The sequence below is a fragment of the Bacillus salipaludis genome, from assembly GCF_004358205.1.
In genome coordinates, this window is the sequence record NZ_SMYO01000003.1 from 23,678 (window position 1) to 45,317 (window position 21,640).

A 21,640-nucleotide genomic window follows, 5' to 3' on the forward strand; every position below is an offset into this window, starting at 1 on the left:
AGTGTAGCCTTTCTTTGCAAAACTTCTATTTTTTACTGGGGAAATTGAGATTCTAGATCAAAAAGTACTTATCGTCAAGAAAATTTCACGTGCAATGATTCACAAATTCTTATTTAATGAATATTATTCTTTCTGAAATTACCGCCCTTCACTTCTGCTACGTCATAAACTGTGACAAAAGATTTTGAGTCAATTTCACTAATAATTTCCTTTAATTTGGTCTCTTCTAAACGATTAATCACACAGGTAACTTCTATAAACTTATCGTGAGAAAAGCCACCATAAACCTCATTAAACGTTGCACTTCGTCCTAAGCGGTCACGTATAGTCTCCACCATTAATCCTGGTTGAGTTGTAATAATTTTAAAGGTTTTTGAGCCGCTCAAGCCTTCTTCTACAATGTGAATCACCTTAGAAGCAATATAGTAAGCAATTGCCGAAAGAATTGCTCCTTGTAGACCGAATACGGTTGAAACGACCATAAACACAAATACGTTTAAGAAAAGAATAAAATCGCTTGTTCCAAATGGTAATTTTCGGGATAGTAATACGGCAAGCATATCGATTCCATCTAATGCACCGCCATTACGCAAGGCTAATCCCATTCCAAAACCAAGGATAATACCCCCAACAACGGTGATTAACAATGTATCCCCTTGTATAATAGCCGGCGTATGGTGAAATAAAATTGTACCTATAGATAGTGAAATAATTCCGATGATCGAAAAAAAGGCAAAAGTCTTTCCGATTTGTTTATACCCTAACCAGATAAATGGAATATTTATGATCGCAATCAGGGCTCCTAATGGTAACTCGAATAGTTCAGAACCAACAATACTTAAACCGGTAACTCCTCCATCTGATACGTTGTTAGGGATTAATACTGTTTCTAGCCCATATGCAGCTATAAATCCCCCAATAATGACTAATAATCCTCGTAAAATCATTCTTAGTTTATTAGTCTTTTGCTTTTGTATTAAACTCATATAATTCCTCTCTTCCTATATTTTGTTATTTAAGCATACCATAAACCCAATGGCTTGAATTTTTGCAGTCAGATTTAGCCTTAGTTTCACGCTGATTGTGTTGTTCCATACTCGTAGGGTTTTGCGTGGGTGTAATAAGTGATGCCATAACTTAAACCAAATAAAACGGAACGAGTAATAACAATGCTAATTAATCTTTTCATTATTTTTAACACTCCTCCTTATAATTAACTTCCTATATTACGAAACTTCTCACAAAATGGTTTCAACCTTTTTTGATTAATAATTCATCCTTATTTAACTAAACTGTTAAGCTTCTTATATACATTAGCCGGAATTTTTCCGCCTATGAATTCTCATACCTATATGGTAATCAACAATGAATCATAACAGGGCCTAATAAATAAAAGTGCAACCAGCTATTGAGGTCGCACTTTATGATAAGAATTGATTAATTTCAATTCCTTTTCAGACTTACCAGAATCACGACAAAGTGATAATAAGTCTGCATTAACTGCATAAGTAAATGTATCTTCTGTTTTTATTTTTTTCTTTTCATTAATAATCAATTCATCCCGTTGTAAAGAGATTTTTATAAGATGGGTGTATATTCCGTCGTTCCCACTTGGTCCAAGCTGCCTTATCCAAATCCGTATTCCTTCTAGTTTGGGCTCCCCCCAACTTATGGAGTCTGCATGATATTTATTATGATAATAATCCACTAAGCTATGATGTATCCATACCTGCATTGTGTCATATATAAACATCTTTGTAGCTTGGTCCTTCACTTCTATTTCTTTTCCGACTGACATAATTTTAGGTTTTTCTAACTTTTTGATGTTAGAAGCAGATGCATTTCCAACAATAAGGAAAAATACCGAAACTACCATTAACGTTACTTTCTTAATAGCAATCACCCCGTGTTTTTTTAGAATAGGGTTGCCAAAAAGATATTTTTTAGTGCATTCCCGATAGAAGTTATGTGCACTCGGGTGTTCTTTCTTCTTGAACCATCCTTCCCCTTTAGTAGAACAAGAAAAATAAGACCACCGCAGCGATCTTCATCTTTAACTCTCGCACCCGTTAGTTCTACAATTCATCGATTCTGACACAAGCCATTCCTCGTCTAGAAAGTTCTTTCAGGACATCTTTTAATGCAAGGATGGTGTTCATTGGAGCATGTGCATCCGCCCCAAGAGTTTCCCCGCAATCATGCAGAAGAATGACATCACCATGTTTTATCTTCTGTAACAGAATGTTTTTCACCTTTTCACTGCCGCCTCTACTTTTCCAATCTTCCGCCATGACCGACCAGTGAATGATCTTATAGTTTTTCATAAGGAAAAAATCAAATAAGTTCATTAACCCCCATGGCGGACGATAATAGATAGGACGTTCACCGGTGATTTTTTCAATAATCAAAGCACTCTTCTCGAGATCCTGTCGAATCTTCCATGGGCTCATGACCCAGTTCGATTTGTGCACGTAATTATGGATTCCGATTAAATGTCCCTCTTTATGCATTCTTTCGATTAACTCCGGGTATTTTTCCGCCTTAGAACCAACAACAAAAAATGTAGCTTTTATATTATTTGCTTTTAACAGGTCCAAAAGTTGCGGGGTGAAAATCCGATTGGGACCGTCATCAAAAGTAAAAGCAATTTTTGTAGAAGAATCCTTTCGTTTTAAAACCCCGATCCCTAAACCGGCAGTAAGAAAATAAGGAACTAGCCAGTAGAATACAAGGACCAATAATAAAACTAAAATCATCATAACCATATCTGACCTTCCCCTTTCAAAGATTTAATCCATTTTTCTCCGGAAGACGATGCTTAAAATAGAAGACAAAATAAAGAGTCCGCCGCCAATGATAAACGGTAGGAATTTTCCATAACGAAATCCTGCAAATATGCTGCTAATCGTGATGGTATAAGGCAGGATCCCTAAGGCGGTTGTCCAAATAAACGCCATTTTGTTTACGCGCAATATCCCGGCCGCATAGTTGATAAAATGGTAGGGAACCAATGGGACAAAACGGATGATCAAAAGACCAATATCTCCCTGCTTTTTTAGCCAGCGATCGATTTTTTCCAGATATGGCTTAGCCATTGGTTCAATGATTGGACGAGCAATCCAATCTGACAAATGATACGCAAGGACGGCCCCTATGACTCCGCCAATGAAAGAATAGAATCCACCGGCAACAGGACCATAGATTTCAATTAGAAAAAGAGAAACAAATTCGCCTGGTGCCGGAATGACATTCACCACACTTTGAATCATAATCCCAAACACAATCCCGAAAACACCAAGCTGACGAATGGATTCAAGCCATCCTTTTGCCGCTCCCGTATGAACAAAGTATAAATAAATTCCCGTAAGCAATAAGAAAATCATCAAACTTCCTATGGAAAGAGTGCGGGCTGTTGGTTTTTTTAACTTTAGCGACAAAAACATACTATTTTCCATTTTCCCACCTTCCTATTTGCTTATAAACCGAAAGAATACATAAGGGTTTGCAAACGATTATATGTCTCTTTTGTATCCATAATAATTTCAACGGATGCAAACGCTGATTCTTTTGGATGGAATTGTTTCGAATTCTCTCTCATTTGTTGAAGAAGTTCGGCATTGCTCAGTAATGTGGATAATTGATCCGTTAGATCACTTTCCGTTTCAGCTTGAATCGCCACCCCTGAACAAACTAAAAATTTAGCGTTATCCTGTTCTTGTCCAGGAATCGGTTTATGAAGAAGCATCGGCAATTCCATGGCAATCGCTTCAAAAGTAGTGACTCCGCCCGGTTTGGTAATCATTACATCGGAGATCGCCATTAACTCGTGAACGTAATCGATATAACCAGTGAGATGGATGCGGTGTTTGGAATCCTTTAGCTTCTCCTTTAATTCCATACGGAGTTTTTCATTATGTCCACAAACAATGATTAATTGAATTGGCTGTGGCAATGCATCAAACTCCTGAAACGTGGAACTTCCTTCGCCAATCAAGCCACAACCGCCCCCCATCACTAAAACGGTTGGCAATAGCGGATCTAGACCATGTTTCTTAAGAATTTCTTCCCGCTTAAAGGATTGAGAAAATTGCTGGCGAATTGGAATCCCGATATCGGCGATTCGATTCTTTTCTACGCCTAATTGAATCAAAGAATCGCGAACTACCTTTGAACCGACTATATATTGATCAGTATGAGGATAAATCCAGCAACTATGATCGGTATGATCCGTAATGGTTGTGACAGTAGGGATATTTGTTAACCCATAGGATTTCACCTTGGACATCACAGCAGCTGCCAAAGGAAACGTACTGACAACAACAGCTGGCTGCACCTCCTCGATCAATTTAACCATTCGTCCAATTCCTGTTGAGAAAATTGTCTTCATCACTTTAGAAAAAGTGTTCATTCTCCGTGTTTTTTGATAAAAGTATCCATACACCTGCGGGAATTTTTTCACTCCTTGAAGATAAAGATAACGACTGACCTGATTGGAATAAGGATGAACCCATTCCATAAAATCAAATACCACAGGTTCTAAGGATGGAAATCGAATCTGTATCGCTTCATTTAAAGCCTGAGCAACTTGAATATGGCCATCTCCATAATTCCCAGTAAGAATTAAAATTTTTTCTTTATTGATTGCCTTCATGGATCTCCACTCCTTTAAAATGTATCTATTTCAAATGCCCCGTTAGCGGGTCATCTTAAGTCATCCTGGCTATACTGAAAAAGACTTCTTTGCAACAGCTTTTACTTTTTGTTTTGGTACGAATAACCAGCTAAAACCGAGTTCTACCATTTTAAATAAAACCTCAACCAAGAATATGGCTGCTGCAACATCTATAATCAAATGCTGTTTAATAAACAAGGTGGCAAGGATAATCGAGATAGAGAACCCCCCCATGACCCATTGAATCCACTTGTTTTTCCACGAGCAATTCCGAATGGCCCGCATCATTAAATAACTGCTCATGACATGAATGCTTGGAAAGCTATTGTATGGTTGATCAATTTGATACACATACTGCAATATTCGCGATAGAACATCATGACCACTGATCACAGGGCGTACAGGCCCCACCGTTTGATAAAAATAATAAATAAGAAAACAAACCAATAATCCAAGGTCAAAAACAAGAACCGTTTTAAATGCTAGTGTACGATCCTTGAAACAAAAGTAAATCAACGTCATCGTTATATAACCAACCCAGGCAACATAAGGAAGTACAAACCATTTCACAACAGGAATGGCTTGGTCTAAATTCGTTACAAGCGAATGAACACCGCGAGCGGGTGTATTCAAGGATGGATAAACCAACATCATCGCTGGTATACTGAGCAAAAAACAAAGCATACCAACTGTTTTCCATTTTTCATGCATTTCCGAATACCTCCTCGTCTGCATGTATATATCGTACAAAAAACTTCTTAAGGAAAAATGCCGTTCTTTCTTAAGATTTTCTTAAAAGTTAATGAAGAATTTCAGAAAATCTTCAGAAATTCTATTGTTTTTTCTTAAGAGGATTAGTGTAAAATTTAGGCATTAGAAAGGAGAGGTTTATATGTCACAAGAAACCATTCTAATTATTGATGATGAAAAAGAAATAAGAGATTTAATCGGGATTTATCTTACGAATGAGGGATATAACGTATTAAAAGCAGCCGATGGGATTGAGGGTTTAGAATACCTTGAAAAGGAAACGGTTCATTTGGTGGTTTTAGACATCATGATGCCTCGTTTAGATGGAATTCAAGCCTGTATGAAAATTAGAGAAAGACGAAATGTTCCTATTATTATGTTATCTGCAAAATCGCAGGACATGGATAAGATCATGGGGTTAACAACCGGTGCAGATGATTATGTCACAAAACCGTTTCAGCCTTTGGAATTAGTGGCAAGAATCAAATCGCAGCTTCGCCGTTACCTTCGTTTAAATCAAACGGATGAAAATCGTCAGATCAATCCAACTGGTCAGATGGATGTGATTACCATCGATGAGCTTACCATTAACATTTCGACACACGAGGTTACAGTCGAAGGTAGAGAAGTAAAGTTAACACCAAGGGAATTTGCGATTTTAGAACTTTTGGCGCGGAATGTCGGTGTTGTGTTTAGTACGGAAAAAATCTATGAACAGGTATGGAATGAACCATTTTATGAATCAGAAAACACGGTAATGGTTCATATTCGTAATTTGCGTGAGAAACTTGAGAATAACCCACGAACACCTCGCTATATAAAAACGGTTTGGGGAGTAGGCTATAAAATTGAACAATAAGAAACCTCTTCTAAAAGGAAGCTACTGGGATAAACTGATTTACCCAGTGAAGTCAAGCATACGAATTCAAGTGATCATCGCGTTTGCATTTTGTATTCTTGTTTCACTCATTGTCGGTTTTGCTTCAAGCCCCTTCTTTGTGAATAAAGATCGAAGGCTTGATTTTACAGAAGGAATTGTAACGATTGATGAAAGTGCTCGAAATATGGTCAGACAATTTAAGCAAATGAATGATGATACAAACGGGCTTGTTAATGAATTGGGAGACGAAGATCCTGTATTTAAAAATAAGTTTCTTAACCGCCCTCTCCCCTCCTCAAAAGGAAATGAGGTATGGTTATCCGTTCCGAATGGCAAGAATTCTGCCTATCATTTAACCAAGAACGAATTGATTCTCTATTTAATACGCATACCAAAACAAAAAAATAATCTCACTACAGCGATTACCAATTTAGATGGGAATGTCCTTTATCAATCGGGAGGCATGGAGAATACGCAGGTAGATCTTCAAGATATTATGGAGAAGGCCCAAAAGGCTTTTGTTGAAAAAGAGCATGAGGAACATCCAACAGTTACAAGAATCTACCCCATCACCCTAAATGGGGGTAAAAACTATTTAATGGTCAGTGGCGTCCCTAAATCAAAAACTTTATACGTGGAAGAACCAGGAGTTACACCCTATCTTATTGGACTTATTACGTTTATTCTCTGTTTCTATTTAATAACCAAACGGAAAATGAAAGAAATTGAGGAGATTGCATTAGGTTTAATGGAAATAGCAAAAGGAAATTTACACTATCGGATTCGCGAGAAAAGCACTGATGAATTAGGGTCTCTTGCAACCAATATCAATTACATGGCTTCGGAATTGAACGAAATGATTGAAAGGCAAAGGCAAACGGAAAAATTAAAGGATGAACTGATCACCAATGTCTCCCATGATTTACGCACCCCGTTAACTTCTGTAATGGGCTATTTAAGACTAGTGAAAGATCATCAATACAAGAATCAAACTCAACTAGACGAATACGTAGATATTGCATACGGAAAATCGGAGCAATTAAAAAAATTAGTAGAGGATTTATTCGATTTTACCCGCTTAAATTATGAGGGTGTACAACTCAAAAAGGAAAAAGTCAGCCTAAATCAAATGCTGCGGCAGCTAATGGATGAACTGGATCCAATCGCGAAAGATCATCATGTGGTGTTTATGAACGAACTTCCGAAAGAACCCATCCTGATGGAGGTCGACCCGAATCAAATGGTTCGTGCCTTGGAAAACGTGCTTACGAATGCTATTAAATATAGTACACCCCCTGGAAACATTCATGTTTACATGGTTAAAAACAAAAAATTTGTGCAAATTTCTGTTTCAAATCCATGTGAATCCCTCTCTGAAGAAGAGGTAACGAGATTATTTGATCGTTTTTATCGAGTGGATGCTTCTCGGTCATCCAATAAATCCGGGGCGGGATTAGGGTTAGCCATAACCAAAAGCATAATTGAATTACATCACGGAACCATACATGTTGATTATAAAAATCAAGTCATTCACCTATTGATACGTTTACCGATAAATGAGGATTATAGTATGGATCCGAAATACTAAAAACGATATAATCAATTGGCTCATCAGAGGTTAACCTGATTAGCAATTGGAAAAATGAAAAAAGACCTGAAAAGGTCTTTTTTAACAGCATCTTCCCGTATTACCGATCATCGAAATCCCTCTTCCATTTCCGCTTCGATCAAGAATTAGGTTTTCTGTATTCGGTTCTATGATAGGGTCGATTGCTACTTTTATATCATTTATCATAACGATTATATCATCTGCTTCTGGCTCATCCAGAGCCAGTCCAATCCTTGGCTGTCCTCAGCCAAAGCCGTCAAAAAAGATACGAATGCACTTGGTATTCTCTTCTTCGAACATTCTTTTAAATTCATCACGAGCTTCGTTAGTGATTTTCATGTTCATTTCCTCCTTCTGTTTTCATATTTGGGTTAATGATTATTATTATTCTCCCGTTTCAGCAAAACGTTTAATACGGCCTCTTATTTCATCACGGACACGTTGGAAGAATGCCCATTTTTCTTCTTCTGTTCCCTCTGCTTTTGCAGGATCATCGAATCCCCAGTGTACTCGTTTAACGTGCGGAGGAGTTACAGGACAGTGATCTGCTGCATGTCCACACAATGTCACAACTAAATCAGCATGATTTAGAATTTTCGGGTCGATTACATCGGATGTTTGTTTAGAAATATCGATCCCAGATTCATTCATTGCTCTTACGGCATTAGGATTCAATCCGTGTGCTTCGAGTCCAGCACTTTTAACTTCCCATTCATCACCTAAAAGTTTTTTAGCCCAACCTTCTGCCATTTGACTGCGGCAAGAGTTCCCAGTACAAAGAAAATAGATTGTTTTTTTAGTCATGATGTATTCTCCTTTATTTTTCGTGTAGTTGTTTATAAATACCTGCCGCGATACTAGCACCTAAAATGGTTGCGACAATATACACCCATAAATGCTGTGTTGTTCCTGATACAAGTGCAGGACCAATGGATCTAGCAGGGTTCATGGATGCACCACAAATCGGTCCTGCAAACATGGCCTCTAACCCGACTGTTGCACCTATCGCAATTCCTGCAAAGGATTTGACAGCTTTACCATGAACAGCTGAACCGAATATAACCATCATCAAGAAAAATGTAAGGATCAATTCCAAAATAAATGATTGTTCCCATGAACCTCTTGGTAATGTGGTGCCGAGTGTTGCGACATTACCAAATAAACCTAACAACGTTGCGCTTGCAGCGATCCCTGCAATGATTTGAATGATGATATAATTAATTGCTTCCCGCTTATTTATATCCCCATGAATTAAAAATGCAATCGTAACCGCTGGATTAAAGTGAGCACCAGAAAGGTGCCCAAAAGCAAAAATTAATGCCATGACAACAAGTCCAAATGTTAGGGCTACACCGACATGGGTTAAGCTCTTCGTAATGTCGTCGATTACAACGGCACCCGTTCCAGCAAAAACCAAAAAATAGGTACCTAAAAATTCGCTGATTAACTTTTTTTTCATGCTGTACTAATCTCCTTGATGATGTAATTGCTTAGCAACCACAACGAATCGTAGGGTTGCTTTTTTCAATTTGTTTAATTTTTTCAGCTTGTTCCGGCACATGCTTTAAAATTTCATCAATCAGTTCATAAAAACCACTTTGATGATTCAAGGAATAATAAACCCATTGACCTCTTCTTTCTTCTTTAAGGAGTCCTGCATCTTTTAATTTGCGAAGATGTTGGCTAATGGACGGCTGACTCGTGTCAAAGATTTCGAGCAGTTCACAAACGCAACATTCACGTTGTTTTAAAATGCCAACAATGGTTAATCGCGTTTTATCACCTAAAAGTTTAAAAACATTAGCAGCTTGGTCTATATCGACGGTGGATTTTAACATTATTGCACCTCATTTTTCACATATAAACATATAACTAACTGCTTATATATTAAATCACTTATTTTCTCGGTTCAAGTAGATTATTGTAAAGTTATTGTAAATAAAAAAAGATCGCCGCAGCAATCCTTCTGAACACAGCCCCCATCATCTACGATAAATGAAATTGAACAAGTATTTTGGATTAGACTTTGTCCAAAATAAGTATTTTATCGCACACTAGGGTTTACTTTTGAGGTATTTCTAGGTTAGAACCTTTTATCCTGTCTGCTTTTCCAATGCTTATGAACTCTTTTCTTTCTTCATTTCACGTATTTCTATTTGCGGTTTTTTCCTTATAATAGTTAAAGCCTTCATCATCCATTTCTTCCATTTTTTTTGACTTTTATTAGTGGGTCCATATAAATATTGCTTCCAAAAATAGCTGGCTGCCTCTTCAAATATTATTATTAAGACAATTAATAGAACAACCATTATCCAAAACACAATTCTTTCCCTCCTTTGGATATTGGATCTCTACAAAATGATATCCAAACCCAAAACCATTCTGCTAATCTCCCTTTATTAGTAATATTTTAACAGATTTTGGATGATATATAAATGCAGTTTTGGGGTAATTAACAAAATTTGGGGTAAACTAAATCCTACAACATTTAATAGATCGGCTCTGTTAAAATTTAATGATGATAAACCCATAATATTAAGAGGAACCCATTATTTATGGATTCCCCTTAAGTTCAATAGGTAAAACTACTGTTGAGTATTACCTTGGAGTGAAAGATTTTTTAGTCAGCATTCCAATGATAGATTATTTGCACAACGCCAGAGGAGAATGTTCTTGTTTTAACCATTTTTAAATTTATCCTCTGGTTCAAATCAATAAACAACGGTTTTCCTTCTCCCAAAACAACAGGGTGAATAGATAATCTAAATTCGTCAACAAGCCCCAAATTTATAAAATTTGTAATGAGACTTGCTCCACCATATAGCCAGATATCTTTATCAGCCTTTTTCTTCAATTTATTTACTTCTTCAAGAATATTATCATTTATAAATATTGCTTGATCATCAGTCTCGTTTTGTGTTCTGGAAAAAACATATTTCTTTTTACTATGAACCAATTTCCAAATTTCTTTGTCGGTATCAGAGTCTTCATTTTTCGGAACATATTGTCCCCATAAATCGTAGCTTTTTCTACCATATAAAATAGTATCAATTTGATTTAAGAAATCAGTAAACCCCATATCAGGGTCCATAATGCACCAATCAACTTCACCATTTTTCCCTTCAATAAAACCATCTAAAGTAACTGCTAAATCTAAAATTATTCTTCTCTGTTTTACGTTATTTGTCATAACTATACATCCTTTTATCCTTCAGATTTTGATTCTTCTGTCCCGTTGAATAATGATAGGTATCAAATATCAATTACCTTTAACAACAGAGCTCATAGAACAAAAATAAACTGACCTCGGTAGCTGCATACGAAAAAGACTTTACTCCTGTTGAAATAAAGGCCTCATTTGATCAGTAAATGATTTTAATTTACGCTTCCATCACATTTTTTAAGCTTTTTAAATCTCGTTCAACCATCTTTGCATCTTCTAAAAACTTAAAATCAGACATTCCAGAAACCTGGAATATAGTAAAAATCACTTCACATCCGGTGTTGTTTGGGAACACTCTCATTGGATTATATATTTTTTGCCCTTGTGGTGTGATTACATAATGGTCGGCCACTCCAAATTCATTCCTATCAACATATTTGATTTTCATTTCGCCTTCTGGAGTTTCTACAATCCATTCACCGCGCTCGGACTTTTTGACTGAAAAAGAAAATGTTGTTGCCCATTCTGAAAGGTTTTCAGGATTTGTTATGTACTCATAAACCACTTTAGGTTGACACCTAATTGATATTCCCAACGTTTTTGCATTCATAACTGACATAACTGAATCTCCCCCTTTATTTTTAGTATCCACACCTAACATTAGGTTCTATCCAGAGTCATTTTTACAATAACCTTGTTTGGTTGCAAAAAAACCGCTGCCAAATGACAGGCGAAAATCTAAAAATGTATATATGAAGCACTCGTTAGATTTGGAATTATTCTTGAAATCTTCCCATAATATACGTGTTATAGTATTTTCCATCAGAAAGGATTCGATCTTTTTTCATTAAACCTTCGATTTCAAAACCAAGTTTTTTGTACAGTTCAATCGCTTTTTCATTCGTTTCCAGAACACCATATAGGACAATTTTTTTAATTTGGTTCTCATCAGCCCAAGATATCGTTTCTTTCATGAGATTCTTCCCAATCCCATATCCCCAGAAACCCTTCAATACTCCTAATCCAAATTCCACTTTATGAACAAATCTTTTTAAATCATTACCTTCACAACGTGAATACCCTACTAATCTCCCATCCATCTCTGCAACAAGAAATAAGTTTTTAGGATGGATTGTATCCGTTTCAATTATTTTTTCAAAACCATCTTGATCAATGAACGCCTCTCCTTTTTCTCTGTCCATATTTTCAGTTTCTCCATCAATCTGCAATCTTAATTCTGATACGTTTTTAGCATCACTTTTAAACGCAGATCTAATCGTGTAGGTTAACTCTTTCACATTGAATTTTTTCTCGTTAATAACCATAAATACACTCCATTCATATTTAAATAAATCATATATTATCAGATTGTATTTGAGTCTTTTGTCCGAATCAATTGAAGCGGAATCCTATTATACTTATAACTTTGAGAATGATAAAGTAAAATCATTTTCAGCATACACCCAACTAACGATACCATCAACACATAACCATTACTTTCGAACTATACAATAACAAAATTTGTTAAAAAATGATTCTTTAGAATCTATTTTAAAAAACTTCATCAAAACTATATCAATTATTACATTAATGTTACATAATTGTTACATGAAATCCTGAAAGGAATTTACTTTCCTCTTTCATTTGGGTAAAGGAGTAAAGAAATGAAGATTTCTATACATGACATACTATTAATTTGTTTAGGTTTTGTCTATGGTACGTACGAAATTTTTTTAAATCAGAAGCATCGGGTAAGTAATGAAATTGCAGGTATACTATCCATTATTATTTCACTATGGATTGTAGTTTCATGTGTAAGGTCTTTGAATGGCAAAACTAAATAATAACTAATCTCTTAACATATATGAATTTTATAAATGTACTTTTTTAAAAGATGACGCTTTGTCATCATCATGATAATAGAAAGGAAAATTAATGTTGAAGGAATTTACAGTTTGCTATACGCTTGATCATGAAATAATAACCGAAAAATTGATAAAAGAATTAGATGTGAAAAAAGAAGATGTTGAACGAGAAATAATTGAAAATATGGATCATAACAAATACTTTATTGTGAACAATGAACATGGTAATTATATGATCAATTCAACTTTAGTTCGATATGTACGGATTGTTAGTGAAAAGATATTGGTCAAATAAATACCTATTAAAATAGTGAGGTTTTGAATTTTTAAGCGCACCCGTTATTTGAACAGGGGTCTTATTTTGTAGTTACCCCTTCGTCTGAATTTGTTCCTATAACAACTGTTGCATCTAATTCTTCATCCCTCACTATTTTGGCCATTAGTCCAGCATTAGTAAAGATTTCAAAGCTTTTAGCTGCTTGCCTTTTGCTCGTCTCTACCAAAAGATGTCCTCCAGGAGCAAGCCAGTGAGGAGCCTCTTCCGCTACCTTACGCTGGAGGTCTAATCCGTCCTTTCCTCCGTCAAGTGCCACTTTTGGTTCATATAAGCGTGCCTCCTGAGGGAGCAACTTTATTGCATCAGTAGGAACATATGGAACGTTAGCCACAATTATGTTCACACGACCTCTCAATGAACGGGGCAATGCATTGTACAAGTCCCCTTCATAAACGTTTCCTCCAAGGTCTGCTATGTTTCGGGAGGCACAATGAACTGCGACTGGATCGATATCAACGGAGTATAATAAAATTTCAGGTAAGTCGGTTGCGATTGCAGCACCGACAGCACCCGACCCGCAACATAAATCAACAACAATATTACCGATACGGGTTAATGCTTCTGCTTGCTGGACCAAAAACTCTGTACGTTGGCGCGGTACAAAAACTCCCCGTTCTACTAATATCCGTAGGCCGCAAAACGTTGTAAATCCAAGTACGTATTCAAGTGGTAACCCACTGGCACGTATTTCTACCATTTTCATTAAATCTTCTATACTGCTAGCTTCTGAGATCAGTAACTGTGTTTCTTCTTCAGCAAAAATACAACCTTCACTCCGTAGTCTATCGATTATGCCTTTTTCTATTTTCCTATCTAAAAAGAAAGTCATTTTCTGTCCTATTTATCTCACCACTTTTTACAATTCAAAGTTTTTTTATCAACTTTATGCTAGAGCTAAGAGAAATATCCCTCTCCAAAATCTCATTAAATCAACAAAACCACATCCTATCACTGCTGTATAAAGAATATGAGTCCATATAAAAATAAAATCGGCTGCCTAAATGACAACCGATATCTTAAACAATATTTGCCATTAGCTTAAGTATATGTAGGCTAACATTAGTTATCTAATCCAATAGGATTTATGCTCAGGTAATCTGTTCTTAAATTCAATTTTGCTTGTCTATGCAAAATTCAGACCCTTAGCGAGCCACGGAAGCCCCTGGCAGCATAGTATGATTCTGCCCCATTGTGGTAAACAAAGACAGTGTCGTAGCGGCGATCACAAAAGATAGCCCCTTTGAGTTTTCTTATATTAGCAGGTGTTTTTACCCAACTTGATGTTTTCGTATCGAAATTTCCAAGTTTCTGTAACTCGCGGTATTGTTCTTCCGTTAAAATTTCAATGCCCATGTCAGCAGCCATATCAATCGCGTTATTTTCTGGTTTATGTTTTTTCCTTGACTCCAGCGCTTCACGGTCGTAACAAACATTTCTTCGACCTATTGGACTTTCCGCTGAACAGTCATAAAAAACAAATTCGTCCGTCTTTCTATCATAACCAAAAACATCTGGTTCACCGCCAGTTCTTTCCATTTCATTGAGCGACCACAGTTTTTCAGTATTAGCTTCTAGCTTTACTTGGACTTTAGCCCATTCAAGATCAATATGTCGGTTCATGTTTTTCTCAAAACGGGTTTTCAATGCGCGAAGTAGTTCTTCACGTTCTTCTAGTGGCAACTCCTTATTTCTATTTGTCATATTCCTATCCCCCTTGTTGTATTTATTCATAATGGTTTTGGACTAATTGATCGGCTACTTCAATAAAGTTCAACAAAAAGTAGCTTTTATCCTTCTTGGATAAAGGTTACCCACTTGTTCATAAAAAAGGCTTCCTAAATTACAATAATTCAATAAATCCTTCTGTCCCATGCACGCGAATCCGTTGCCCGTCTTTTATCAGTTTGGTAGCATTTTCTACTCCGACCACGGCTGGTAAGCCATATTCCCGAGCAATCACTGCACCATGTGTCATCAGTCCACCAACCTCAGTGACTAAGCCTTTTATGGATACAAACAATGGTGTCCAGCTAGGGTCAGTAAAGGAGGTGACTAATATATCTCCATCTTCTAGATCAGCATCTTCAATGTTTAAGATGACACGTGCTCTCCCCTCTATCACTCCGGAAGAAACAGGTAGACCTGCAATCGCTTCGGCAGGTAGATTTTCTCGTTTATATTTTCCTGCAATAATTTCACCATCAGACGTGATCACACGCGGGAGAGTCAGTTTTTCATATAATCTGTACTCGTCTTTTCGTTTGCTGATGATCAAGTAATCCAGTTTATTTGTGCGTACGACTTCGCAAAGTTCTTCAAAAGTGAGATAGTAGATATCTTCCTTTTCATGAATAACGCCCGCTTGCACGAGTTGTTCGGCTTCTTTCAGTAAAGCCTGCTTATAAACGAAGTAGCGATGAATCATACCGTATTTTGGATATTCACGATATCCGATGAAATTTCGGATTAGGTCAATCATTCGTTTTGTTTCTTTGGCCTTTTGTTCACCATCCGGTAATTGTTTCAATCGGTCTAATAACTCTTTTTCCTTTTCCAAAGCAACACGAAGCCCTTGCTCGAATTTGCGCTTGCCAGCATTCGGCTCAAAATTTTTGATGTTACCGAGAATCAAGGGGACAAGTGTAGTTGGTTTTTCGCTCCAACGACTTCTGGTAATATCGATTTCTCCGGCACATCGCATTCCGTATTTGGTGAGATAAGCTATTAATGCGCCTCTTGTTTCCTGTCCACCATCAACCTTAACCAGGTCATCCAAAAAGTTATCATCTTTTACATGTTGTAAATAATCAATTACTTCTGGATAGGGACGAATCACATCTGCGACATCCAAAAGTTCAAGACCCATTTCCGAAGTAATATTGTTTGGAACAGATTGAGAAACCGTGTCTGCTGCGTTTTTTTCACCTAACCACTCGTTCATTTTTTCATTGATCCATGTTGAAGCATTCATAGCAGCCATAAATACTGCTGTACTTTGTGGGTCAAATAAAATCTTCTTTAATTCCTGTATATCTTCTAGAATAAAATCAAATAAGTCAGATCCTGATTTCATTTGGATGTTTTGTTTTAACCCTTCTATGGATGTTTGATTTTTCTTAATCAAATCAGAAACGATTGTTGGATTGTTTTCGATTTGTGCCAGCCTATCGGTATTGCCACTAACGTACCTCGGTGCTTCATTTTCATTTGGTAATAATTTTATAAAATCTCCTCGCTCAATTATGTTCATAATGGCGTCTTTCATGAGTGGATCGTGTTGTCCCATCATATTTAATAACATGTTTCTACTAGCAGGCGAAGCCAATTGACGTGCGATATCAACAAATAACCTTCCACCAGCTTTCCGCATCGGTGCATTAGTTGTGAGCAGGAAAAAAGACAATCCCAATGGTTTAATAGGGTCTGTCATCATTTGCTGATGGCCGACAGATATAAAGACGTGGTTTTCTTGATCATTCGCTTCAGGGATGGGAAAAAGAGTCGTGACTGGACGGCTCTGGACAATATAAAAGGTATCATCAACCAAACACCATTCGATATCTTGCGGACAACCAAAATAAGCTTCAATTTGTCTTCCGATGCGTGCCAGTTGTACAATTTGTTGGTCAGTAAGTGTTTGTGCCCTTTGCTGATCAGGATCGATCGGCACGGACTCTGTTCCGCCTTCTTTTCGTCCATAGATAGCCAACTTTTTGGTTGATATCATCTTATCGACGATTTTATTTTCCTGTACTTTATAACAATCGGGGGAGACCAAGCCAGAAACCAGTGCTTCTCCAAGCCCAAAACTGGCATTAATTGATAGCAATTTTCGGTTAGAAGTAATCGGATCAGCAGTAAATAAAATCCCTGAAGCATTTGGGAAAACCATCCTTTGGACGATAACGGATAAATAAACTTGTTTGTGGTCAAATTTATTTTGTATACGGTAGATTACCGCTCGATCCGTAAATAGAGAAGCCCAACATTTTCTAATATGCTGCAGGATGGCTTCTTTTCCGATGATATTTAAATAGGTGTCTTGTTGACCGGCAAAAGAGGCATGTGGTAAATCTTCAGCGGTCGCACTAGAACGAACTGCATATGCATGTTCATCACCATACCGGGATAAATAGTCAGTAACTGCACACGCAACGTCGGAAGGAATTTCTACCTCCATAAGGATTTGTCGAATGTTCTTGCTGATTTCACCAATTTGATCTCGATCATCTGCTTTTAGCATAGTTAGTCGATTCAACAAGGCATGATACGTTTCGTTTTGTTCGATGGCTTTTTGAAATCCCACTGTTGTGACACAAAACCCTTCTGGTACTTGTAAACCTTGAATATTTGATAATTCCCCTAAATTTAACCCTTTTCCGCCAACAAGCAAAAGCTGTGTTTTTTCTATCTGCTGAAAACCGAGAACCAATGAACCCATTCTATCCCCTCCAACAAATTTAATTAAAGTTCTATTGCATTTTAGCAGTAGTAAATGAGAATAAACAGGCTATTTTGACTGTATTTTATATGTTATAATTAAATTAGGGAGAGTACAAAAAAATAGTTAGACCTTCCTCTAATAATCAACTTAAACTTTTCTTTTCTTAAATTCATCCCTATAAAAACCTTTTCTTTCTTTTCCCCAAATTAAATAAATTTAAAATAATCATTAATAAAATGGATATTAATAATAAGCCAGCCATAAAATACCCAAAATACTTTAATGGTTTTGGTAACTTTTTTACAGCATCCTTGCTAACATTTGAAGCATTTCCTTCTATTTTGTTAAAGTGGCCTATAACATCATTAAATAGTTTATTTTCTTCTTTTATACAACCACTCATTTACCACATTTTAACATATTTGCATATTTTTATTATTGTATTAACTGTAAATTCTTATTTAACTATTCCTTTAGTGCAATAAGAAAAACTGCCAAAATGACAGTTTAACTGTAACTCTTGCATCTCGTTTATTGAATAATGATAAACGAATGCGGAAAAAATTAGAATATATTTTACATAACACCCTTGGGTGTTATATTATAAAACGAAACCAAAAGGTGTTACAATTTTAATTTCTTTAGGAGGCATAAGGAATGGACAAACAAGGACAAGAAATGTTTTTAAATTTTATTTTACATAGGGTTCAAGAAGGCAAGGAGGATGAAGCAAAAGAAATACTAACAGAAAACTTCAGGAAACAAGCTGAAGGCACTTTTTCCCAAGAAGATATTCAAGAGTTTATCCCAAAGATGATTAGTCTATTAAAACCAGATAAATTAGAGGAAGTACAAGCAGTTGTGAAGCAATTTTCTGGAGACTTCGGAAATAAATAAGATTAACCAATCTCAACACGATGTTTTCAAGCAATTTCAAATCCTACCCGTCGTATTATGTTAAAAATTCCTGCTGGAAGGGAAATGTCAATTGCTGAAGTTGTTGAATATTTCCCAATAAGCCGTACTGCTGTAAATAAGCATCTTCATATACTATCTGACTCTGGTCTAATAAAAAGTCGTAAGGTAGGACGTGAAACCCGTTATATCCTTAAACTAGAACCATTAGTTAATATACAAAATTGGCTGTCTTTTTTGAACATTTTTGGGAGGATAAGCTTTCTGCTCTTAAAAGATTTGTAGAGGAAGAAAACGATTAGTTATTAGAGAACCGAGATTGTGTTATTTAACAATATTGGTTCTCTTTTTTGGTATTTACTCTTTTTTAAACTAGTCCGCCACCTATAGCACAATATAAAAGCTACCTTCTTGGCAGCTCCGTTCTGATTTTAGCAAATAATTCACTATTGCTTCTTCATTCACTTTGATTCAGGGAGTCATGTTCCTTTAAGTGTTCTTTTCGCAATTCATCTCGATTAAAAACATTTAGAAAATTTGTAGTTTAAAAGATTCAAAGAAATAATTTCCATCCTTGTACTTGAAACACCATTTCATGGACCAAAAATCAATACACCACCCATCATATAAAAAAATGGAAAAAGGAATAAGGCTGAATTTGCAATAATCGCACATAGTGTCAAAGCGCTTTTTTGGATTAGATAAGCTTTTGAGGAAAAATATAGACCAATACTGCAAAATACTAAGGAGAAAAACACTGGTAGGCCTTGAAATTTTTCGAATGTAACAACATCAAATAAAAAATTTATAATAAGTGTCAATGGAACAAAAAACAGTAAATACGAAATTAAAGTGAATATCCTTTGCACATCAGATCTCCCCCTACTTGAAAAACTTTTCTACTTCTAAACTTCTTTTTTAATGTATCATCCTTCATTTTAATCATTTAACCTCTTGAACGAAAATACCTCGTTCGTGAAAAATGAAAAGCCCCATGAAGGGCAGCCAGTATTCGATTTAAAAACCGAAAGTTGAAACAAGAATGATAATCCATACTTTTGACTTATTAATTTCGTAAATTAATGTATCAAATAATTTTCCATCCGTATAAAGCAATATTGCCCATTCACCTGCCTCTGGAATGTTCACACTAGAAGGTGCGTGTGCATCTGCTCCATTATTTTTTCCACCAAGATCTATCGTCCAACCTGTTGTTATGATTTGATGCACTGTTCGGGTTTCTCTGTGAAAACCTGCCACGGTTAATTTGGCTCCTATGGGATATTCATTTGCCCAAAGGTGCCACATCCATTTCTGGTTAATGTTTATGCTTGGCATATCGGCACCAATAACCCCGGATTTATTTTCATTCCCGATAATATTCCCATTAAAAGTAACAGCTTTTTTATCCCAATCAATTTTTTCAATATCACTTTCCTTAACAAATTCTGGTATATCCTCAGGTAGAGGCAACTTACTTTCAACTGTTTTATTTTTGGAGCAACCTGCAATCAAAAAAAGCATACTCAAAAATATAAATACCATAGATTTTTGTTTCAACCATACGCTCCCCCTTAAATAGAATATTTTTCCAACAATTCCAATAATACCAATTTTTACAATATTTATTCAACTAACCTACACCTTTTAAGTCTTGCTACTCTAACAGAAAAAGAGTTGAAAAGATCAATCAATCAGAGCATTTATTTGCACTAACAATAGTTTTTTTGGAGATAAATAAAAAATATCCCACAAAGTGTGGGATTAGTTCTTTTACCAGCTATATGTTTCACCTTCAGCTTCTGCTCTCGGCATCCTTTTCACCTCCGATTAAAATGTAGAATGAAAAGTCTCTATAATGTGTTAACGGGTTCTGTTCGGAAGTGTTTTTTTCCGTTTGATAAACGGATTAGCATCTACCCTAGTGGAATTTTCCCCTTCACCTGCTTTAACGTGGCTACGATAAGAAAGCTAACAATCACTAATAAGAGCCATGAACTCACCTTACCAAGATGAACCATACTCCATGCATCGATTTGGTTTGGATATTCCCAAGCTCCAAAGAACGTTGCAATATTTTCGGCAATCCAGATAAAAAATCCGATGAGTACAAAAGATAGTGCAAGCGGCATACGGTAACGGGTTCCATCAACCTCGTATGTGACCCATGATTGCCAAAAGACAATTATGACAAGACCAGAAAGCCACCAACGAATATCCATCCAGTAATGGTGGGTGAAAAAATTCAAATAAATTGCAGCGGCAAGAGGAACAACCACCAAGGATGATGGCCACTTAACCAGTTCCACCTTTAACCTCCTCCACGCCTGGCAGAGATAACTCGCTACACTTGCATACATAAATCCGCTGTACAAAGGCACTCCATAAATTTTGAAATATCCTTCTTCCGGATAAGACCAAGAGCCCATATGTACCTTAAAAAGTTCAAGACAAAGGCCAATAAGGTGGAACAATGTGATCACCTTTAGTTCATCCAGGGTTTCAAGCTCTGAATGGACCATCCACCACTGCATGAGAAGGCAGATGATCAGAAGCCAGTCATATCGCGGCAGTAAGGGAAGCGGCATGATTTTTGTAAGTGCTAATGAGGCAAAAATAACGACAGGAAATAAGCAAGATAGAGCCTGCTCCCAACCAAAACGAACCAGTTGTTTTCCTGCCCGCAAGATTTGTGCCTCCAGCTTTTGAATCGTTACATTCATGTTTAACTCCCCTTTTATAAAAATGATCTCAATGTCTAATATATCTTGCTAATTATTCTAGAGTGTCTTCATCGCTTCGGTATTCTAAAATGTCCCCTGGTTGACATTCTAAAGCCTTACAAATTGCCTCTAAAGTTGATAATCGTATCGCCTTTGCCTTTCCATTTTTCAATATAGAAAGATTCGCCATTGTTATTCCGACCCTCTCTGAAAGCTCCGTTACACTCATTTTCCTTTTAGCCAGCATCACATCAATATTGATTATAATCGCCATTGTTTTCA

The 21,640-nt window shown here is 36.5% G+C and carries 25 protein-coding genes; 5 read left to right on the forward strand and 20 right to left on the reverse strand.

Translation table 11 applies throughout. From position 1 onward, the window contains the following. Positions 1-113: 113 nt before the first annotated feature. From E2K98_RS05475 to E2K98_RS05500, 6 genes are all read right to left on the reverse strand, one after another. Positions 114-986, reverse strand: a complete 873-nt coding sequence (locus E2K98_RS05475; RefSeq protein WP_133333266.1) for a YitT family protein — start codon at positions 984-986, stop codon at positions 114-116. Positions 987-1,405: 419 nt separating this feature from the next. Further along, positions 1,406-1,876, reverse strand: a complete 471-nt coding sequence (locus E2K98_RS05480) for a hypothetical protein (RefSeq protein ID WP_133333267.1) — start codon at positions 1,874-1,876, stop codon at positions 1,406-1,408. 199 nt (positions 1,877-2,075) lie between these two features. Next, positions 2,076-2,765, reverse strand: a complete 690-nt coding sequence (locus tag E2K98_RS05485; RefSeq protein WP_133333268.1) for a polysaccharide deacetylase family protein — start codon at positions 2,763-2,765, stop codon at positions 2,076-2,078. Positions 2,766-2,789: 24 nt separating this feature from the next. Beyond that, positions 2,790-3,455: a TVP38/TMEM64 family protein gene (locus tag E2K98_RS05490; RefSeq protein ID WP_133333269.1), complete on the reverse strand. Its 666-nt coding sequence runs from the start codon at positions 3,453-3,455 to the stop codon at positions 2,790-2,792. Positions 3,456-3,475: 20 nt separating this feature from the next. Beyond that, positions 3,476-4,651: an MGDG synthase family glycosyltransferase gene (locus E2K98_RS05495; RefSeq protein ID WP_133333270.1), complete on the reverse strand. Its 1,176-nt coding sequence runs from the start codon at positions 4,649-4,651 to the stop codon at positions 3,476-3,478. Between the two features lie 69 nt (positions 4,652-4,720). Further along, positions 4,721-5,383: a phosphatase PAP2 family protein gene (locus tag E2K98_RS05500; protein WP_165976181.1), complete on the reverse strand. Its 663-nt coding sequence runs from the start codon at positions 5,381-5,383 to the stop codon at positions 4,721-4,723. 181 nt (positions 5,384-5,564) lie between these two features. On the opposite strand from E2K98_RS05500, the gene E2K98_RS05505 reads away from it, so the two are divergent. Beyond that, on the forward strand, positions 5,565-6,281 hold the full coding sequence (locus tag E2K98_RS05505) for a response regulator transcription factor (RefSeq protein WP_133333272.1): 717 nt from the start codon (positions 5,565-5,567) through the stop codon (positions 6,279-6,281). Next, positions 6,271-7,890, forward strand: coding sequence for a HAMP domain-containing sensor histidine kinase (locus E2K98_RS05510; protein WP_133333273.1), 1,620 nt, complete (start codon positions 6,271-6,273; stop codon positions 7,888-7,890). The genes E2K98_RS05505 and E2K98_RS05510 overlap by 11 nt, the downstream gene beginning before the upstream one ends. Positions 7,891-8,295: 405 nt before the next feature. On the opposite strand, the gene arsC is transcribed toward E2K98_RS05510, so the two are convergent. The 7 genes from arsC to E2K98_RS05545 all read right to left on the reverse strand — a co-directional run bounded on the left by arsC (position 8,296) and on the right by E2K98_RS05545 (position 12,399). Beyond that, positions 8,296-8,715, reverse strand: a complete 420-nt coding sequence (arsC, locus tag E2K98_RS05515; protein WP_133333274.1) for an arsenate reductase (thioredoxin) — start codon at positions 8,713-8,715, stop codon at positions 8,296-8,298. A 13-nt stretch (positions 8,716-8,728) separates the two neighbouring features. Further along, positions 8,729-9,370 (reverse strand): aquaporin, encoded by a 642-nt coding sequence (locus E2K98_RS05520; protein WP_133333275.1) that lies wholly within the window; start codon positions 9,368-9,370, stop codon positions 8,729-8,731. Between the two features lie 31 nt (positions 9,371-9,401). Continuing rightward, positions 9,402-9,749, reverse strand: a complete 348-nt coding sequence (locus E2K98_RS05525) for an ArsR/SmtB family transcription factor (protein WP_133333276.1) — start codon at positions 9,747-9,749, stop codon at positions 9,402-9,404. Between the two features lie 279 nt (positions 9,750-10,028). Further along, positions 10,029-10,232, reverse strand: a complete 204-nt coding sequence (locus tag E2K98_RS05530) for a hypothetical protein (RefSeq protein ID WP_133333277.1) — start codon at positions 10,230-10,232, stop codon at positions 10,029-10,031. 299 nt (positions 10,233-10,531) lie between these two features. Beyond that, positions 10,532-11,101 (reverse strand): dihydrofolate reductase family protein, encoded by a 570-nt coding sequence (locus tag E2K98_RS05535; RefSeq protein ID WP_133333278.1) that lies wholly within the window; start codon positions 11,099-11,101, stop codon positions 10,532-10,534. A gap of 190 nt (positions 11,102-11,291) precedes the next feature. Beyond that, positions 11,292-11,735 carry an SRPBCC family protein gene (locus E2K98_RS05540; RefSeq protein WP_133333279.1) on the reverse strand — a complete coding sequence of 148 codons (444 nt, stop codon included), beginning with the start codon at positions 11,733-11,735 and terminating at the stop codon, positions 11,292-11,294. A gap of 115 nt (positions 11,736-11,850) precedes the next feature. Beyond that, positions 11,851-12,399 (reverse strand): GNAT family N-acetyltransferase, encoded by a 549-nt coding sequence (locus E2K98_RS05545; RefSeq protein ID WP_133333280.1) that lies wholly within the window; start codon positions 12,397-12,399, stop codon positions 11,851-11,853. A 613-nt stretch (positions 12,400-13,012) separates the two neighbouring features. On the opposite strand from E2K98_RS05545, the gene E2K98_RS05550 reads away from it, so the two are divergent. Further along, positions 13,013-13,234 carry a hypothetical protein gene (locus E2K98_RS05550; protein WP_165976182.1) on the forward strand — a complete coding sequence of 74 codons (222 nt, stop codon included), beginning with the start codon at positions 13,013-13,015 and terminating at the stop codon, positions 13,232-13,234. Between the two features lie 61 nt (positions 13,235-13,295). Here the strand turns inward: E2K98_RS05550 and E2K98_RS05555 are convergent, their stop codons facing one another. From E2K98_RS05555 to E2K98_RS30790, 4 genes are all read right to left on the reverse strand, one after another. Continuing rightward, complete coding sequence (locus E2K98_RS05555) at positions 13,296-14,105, reverse strand: putative protein N(5)-glutamine methyltransferase (RefSeq protein WP_133333282.1); 810 nt, start codon at positions 14,103-14,105, stop codon at positions 13,296-13,298. A gap of 305 nt (positions 14,106-14,410) precedes the next feature. Beyond that, on the reverse strand, positions 14,411-14,977 hold the full coding sequence (locus tag E2K98_RS05560) for a DUF4256 domain-containing protein (RefSeq protein ID WP_133333283.1): 567 nt from the start codon (positions 14,975-14,977) through the stop codon (positions 14,411-14,413). Positions 14,978-15,116: 139 nt separating this feature from the next. Continuing rightward, positions 15,117-17,717, reverse strand: coding sequence for a phosphoenolpyruvate synthase (gene ppsA / locus E2K98_RS05565; RefSeq protein WP_133333284.1), 2,601 nt, complete (start codon positions 17,715-17,717; stop codon positions 15,117-15,119). A gap of 178 nt (positions 17,718-17,895) precedes the next feature. Next, complete coding sequence (locus E2K98_RS30790; protein ID WP_165976183.1) at positions 17,896-18,123, reverse strand: hypothetical protein; 228 nt, start codon at positions 18,121-18,123, stop codon at positions 17,896-17,898. 254 nt (positions 18,124-18,377) lie between these two features. Between E2K98_RS30790 and E2K98_RS05570 the strand changes: the two genes are divergently transcribed. Both E2K98_RS05570 and E2K98_RS05575 read left to right on the forward strand, forming a co-directional pair. Further along, on the forward strand, positions 18,378-18,617 hold the full coding sequence (locus tag E2K98_RS05570) for a hypothetical protein (protein WP_133333285.1): 240 nt from the start codon (positions 18,378-18,380) through the stop codon (positions 18,615-18,617). A gap of 84 nt (positions 18,618-18,701) precedes the next feature. After that, a complete protein-coding gene (locus E2K98_RS05575) occupies positions 18,702-18,920 on the forward strand; it encodes an ArsR/SmtB family transcription factor (protein WP_328591963.1) in 219 nt (72 codons plus the stop codon). Positions 18,921-19,652: 732 nt separating this feature from the next. On the opposite strand, the gene E2K98_RS05580 is transcribed toward E2K98_RS05575, so the two are convergent. The 3 genes from E2K98_RS05580 to E2K98_RS05590 form a co-directional block, all read right to left on the reverse strand. Continuing rightward, complete coding sequence (locus E2K98_RS05580) at positions 19,653-20,195, reverse strand: hypothetical protein (protein WP_235824725.1); 543 nt, start codon at positions 20,193-20,195, stop codon at positions 19,653-19,655. A 356-nt stretch (positions 20,196-20,551) separates the two neighbouring features. Further along, positions 20,552-21,322 (reverse strand): DUF817 domain-containing protein, encoded by a 771-nt coding sequence (locus E2K98_RS05585; RefSeq protein ID WP_165976208.1) that lies wholly within the window; start codon positions 21,320-21,322, stop codon positions 20,552-20,554. 88 nt (positions 21,323-21,410) lie between these two features. After that, complete coding sequence (locus E2K98_RS05590) at positions 21,411-21,632, reverse strand: helix-turn-helix domain-containing protein (RefSeq protein WP_133333287.1); 222 nt, start codon at positions 21,630-21,632, stop codon at positions 21,411-21,413. Positions 21,633-21,640: the final 8 nt, after the last annotated feature.